This is a genomic window from Polaromonas sp. P1_E1_2, from assembly GCF_056406035.1.
The window spans coordinates 1-4,037 of record NZ_JBFUAZ010000398.1 but is presented as its reverse complement, the minus strand read 5'-3'; the positions used below and the strand labels follow the sequence as shown (position 1 = coordinate 4,037).

Genomic DNA, 4,037 nt, shown 5'->3' with positions numbered 1-4,037 from the left:
GGCCTACACAGTGCTGGTGGCCAACGTCAAAGAGGGCTACCAGGTGCTGGACATCGCCGGCGGCACGGGCGACCTGGCGCTGGCCTTTGCCCCCAAGGTGGGCAGCACCGGCCGCGTGGTGCATACCGATATCAACGAGGCGATGCTCCGCGAAGGCCGGAACCGCCTGCTGGATGCTGGTGTCAGCTTGCCCACCCTGGTGTGCGACGCCGAACATCTACCATTTCCCGATGCGAGCTTCGACGTGGTGACGGTCGCCTTCGGGCTGCGCAACATGACGCACAAGGAAGATGCGTTGCGCGAGATGAACCGCGTGCTCAAGCCCGGTGGCAAGCTGCTGGTGCTGGAGTTCTCCAAAGTCGCCAAGCCGCTGGAAAAGATTTACGACTGGTATTCCTTCAAGGTGTTGCCGCGGTTGGGCAAGCTGGTGRCCAATGACGATTCAAGCTACCAGTACCTCGCCGAATCAATTCGCATGCACCCCGGCCAGGACGAACTGAAAGCCCTTATGCATAAAAGTGGTTTCGGCCATGTGGACTATCACAACATGACAGGCGGAGTTGTGGCATTGCATGTTGGAATCAAGTGTTGAAAAGTCAAACGGCCTCAAAACCGTGATCAAGGAGACGATATGAAAATCTGGTCGGCAATTTTTTCCGCAGCGCTTGCGTTAACCCTGACTTTGGGGGGAACGGTTGCTGACGCCAAACGACTGGGCGGTGGTTCGTCATTTGGCAAGCAGTCGTCCAACGTGACCAAGCGTGAGGCGGCGCCTGGTGGTGCCAATGCCGCCAAACCGGCAGCCCCTGCGGCAACGCCGGCGCCTGTTGCGCCCAAAAAACCCTGGGGCGCCATGCTGGGCGGCCTGGCCGCAGGTCTGGGCCTGGCCTGGCTGGCTTCATCGCTGGGCCTGGGCGGCGCCTTCGGCCAGATCATCATGTTTGCCTTGCTGGCGCTGGTGGTCATGCTGGTGATCGGCTTCATCATGCGCAAATTCAAGGGCGGAGCGGCTGGCGCGCAAGGCTCTGCGCCCGGGCAGGCGCCTTTTGCCTTCCAGGGTGCGGGCAACGCCACCACCCCCAAGAACTACAGCCCTGAGAACGTCGGCAACGATGCATCCGCGCGCCCTTGGGAACGCAGTAGCATGGCTTTTGATGCCAACAAATACGATGCGGCAGCGCCCGCAGGCGGTTCCATGATCGGCTCGGCCTTGCTGGGTGTGCAGTCCTGGGGCGTTCCGGCCGGTTTTGACGCCGAAGGCTTCCTCAAGGCCAGCAAGGCCAACTTCGTCACGCTGCAGGATGCCTGGGACCGCTCCGACATCCAGAACCTGCGCGCCATGATGACGGACGACATGCTCGAGCAGATCAAGACCCAGCTTGCCGACCGCGAATCGCATACCGGCGGCCAGGTCAACAAGACCGAGGTCGTGATGCTGGATGCGCAATTGCTGGGCATCGAGGAACTGAGCGATGTCTACATGGCCAGCGTGGAGTTTTCCGGCATGATCCGCGAAGACGCCTCCGCAGGCGCCAGCCCCTTCCGCGAAGTCTGGAACATGACCAAGCCACGCAGCGGCGGCAGCGGCTGGCTGGTCGCCGGTGTACAGGCTCTCCAATAACCCCCGTCCAGGCTCACTTCATGTAGCCTGTTCCCCCCTTTCAGGGGGCGGCGCCTGCGGCCCGGCAAAGCCGGTTCCGCGGCGCCTGCTGGTGAAATACTCTTTCCACTGGGTTACGCCACGAAGTGCGTGACCGTGGGGGCCATGTCAGAATCGGGGGACGTATGAATACCACGTCCCCTTTTTCATTTCTGGAATCCATTGCCACCCGCTTTCAGCCGCCCGCCTGGGTGGTGGATGAGGGGCAGCAACGGCTGGTGCTCTTCCTGAACCATGTCCTGATGCAGGAAAAGCAGGCGCAGGACCGTCTGCTGCGGCAAAAGGGGCGCGTGGTGCATCTGCGCTGGGGCCTGTTTGCGATTGACCTGGTGGTTACACCGGCGGGCCTGGTGGACCGGGCCCAGCCTGCTGCCAAGCCGGACCTGCTGCTGGCTGTGGCTACTGAATCGCCGCTGACCGTGATGCAGTCTGTGCTGGCCGGCAAGCCGCCGCCGGTGAAAATCGAGGGTGACGTGCAGTTGGCCGCCGAACTGGGCTGGCTGGCTGAAAACCTGCGCTGGGATGCCGAAGAGGACCTTTCGCGGCTGATCGGTGACGCTCCTGCACATGCAGTGGCCGACGCCGGGCGGCGAATTTTTGCGGGGCTCAAGCAGTTTTTGGCAAGTACACCTCTTGCGTCGGTTCCTCCTTCCTCTGCGGCAGCAACCACCGGTGCCCAACCCCCTGAAACGGCGCCCAAGGCGGGTCCTTCTGCGACAGGCGGCGATGCCGAGCCAGTGAAAGCACCTGCTGCATGAGTCGCCTCTTCCGAGGTGTTTTTATCGTCTGGACCGTGCTCCGGTTTGGCCTGGATGAGCTGGTGCTCTCCAGTTTCGAGCGTCCCTGGATCCGTTTGCTGACCCGCATCGTTTCGCTGGGCCGCAACCTGAAGGCACCGCGCGGCGAGCGCCTGCGCGAAGCGCTTGAAAGCCTGGGGCCCATCTTTGTCAAGTTCGGCCAGGTGATGTCGACACGGCGCGACCTGCTTCCGCCCGACATCGCCGACGAGCTTGCGCGCCTGCAGGACCGGGTGCCGCCTTTTGAGTCCGCCGTCGCCGTCGCCATCATCGAAAAAGCCTTTGGCCGGCCGCTGGACCGCATCTTTGCCAGCTTCGAACAAATCCCCGTAGCTAGCGCCTCGATTGCCCAGGTGCACTTCGCCATCTTGCCAAGTGGCCGCGAAGTGGCCGTCAAGGTGCTGCGGCCCAATATGCTGCCGGCGATCGAGAAAGACCTGGCGCTGATGCACATGATGGCCGGCTGGGTGGAAGGCGCGTCGGCTGATGGCAAACGCCTCAAGCCCCGCGAGGTAGTGGCCGAATTCGACAAATACCTGCACGACGAGCTGGACCTTCTGCGTGAGGCGGCCAATGCGGCCCAGCTGCGCCGCAACATGCAAAACCTTGACCTGGTGATGATCCCTGAAATGGTCTGGGACTTCTGCATGCCCGACGTCATGGTGATGGAGCGCATGAAAGGCGTTCCCATCAGCCAGGCCCAGCGCCTGCGCGATGCCGGTGTCGACATGAAAAAACTGGCGCGCGACGGCGTCACCATCTTCTTCACCCAGGTATTCCGCGACGGTTTCTTCCATGCCGACATGCATCCCGGCAATATCCAGGTCAGTCTGGCGCCGGAAACATTCGGCCGCTACATCTCGCTGGACTTCGGAATCGTGGGCACCCTGACCGAGGTTGACAAGGAATACCTCGCACAGAATTTCAGCGCGTTTTTCCAGCGCGACTACAAACGGGTGGCCGAGTTGCACCTGGAATCCGGCTGGGTTCCGCCCGAGACTCGGGTGGACGAACTGGAAGCCGCCATTCGTGCGTGCTGCGAACCCTACTTTGATCGGCCGCTCAGGGAAATTTCGTTGGGGCTGGTGCTGATGCGTCTGTTTCAGACCTCGCGCCGTTTCCATGTCGAAATCCAGCCCCAGCTGGTGCTGCTGCAAAAAACCCTGTTGAACATCGAGGGACTGGGGCGTGAGCTGGACCCCGACCTGGACCTCTGGAGCACCGCCAAGCCTTTTCTCGAGAAATGGATGCTCGAGCAGGTGGGCCCGGAAAAATTGCTGGCGCAGCTCAAGGCGGAGGCGCCTGCTTATGCCAAGCTGCTACCCGGTTTGCCGCGCCTGCTGTCCCAGTACCTGAAATCACCCCCTGGAATCAACCGGCGGGAGCTTGAGGAACTGCTGTATGAGCAAAAGCGCACCAACAAACTGCTGCAAAGCCTGATTTATGGCGGTCTGGGCTTTGTATTGGGGTTGATTGCCATGCAGTTTGTCCTGCGGGTGCGGGTGTTTTAGGGCCGGCCGGGGAAGGTCTCAACGGCCTATAATTGAAGGCTTTGCATCTGGGAGCCTTTTCCAGGCAAA

General features: G+C 61.6%; 4 protein-coding genes. All 4 read left to right on the top strand.

The genetic code is table 11. The annotated features are described in order from the left end of the window. On the top strand, positions 1–592 hold a 592-nt coding region (locus tag AC1D1P_RS16535; protein WP_477673717.1), incomplete at its 5' end, for a class I SAM-dependent methyltransferase. Positions 593–631: 39 nt separating this feature from the next. Beyond that, entirely contained in the window at positions 632–1,621 is a 990-nt protein-coding gene (locus tag AC1D1P_RS16530) for a Tim44 domain-containing protein (RefSeq protein ID WP_477669821.1), read from the top strand. Positions 1,622–1,785: 164 nt separating this feature from the next. Further along, on the top strand, positions 1,786–2,418 hold the full coding sequence (locus AC1D1P_RS16525) for a hypothetical protein (RefSeq protein ID WP_477669820.1): 633 nt from the start codon (positions 1,786–1,788) through the stop codon (positions 2,416–2,418). Then, entirely contained in the window at positions 2,415–3,968 is a 1,554-nt protein-coding gene (gene ubiB / locus AC1D1P_RS16520; protein ID WP_477669819.1) for a ubiquinone biosynthesis regulatory protein kinase UbiB, read from the top strand. Before AC1D1P_RS16525 ends, ubiB begins: the two co-directional genes overlap by 4 nt. Positions 3,969–4,037 lie beyond the last annotated feature (69 nt).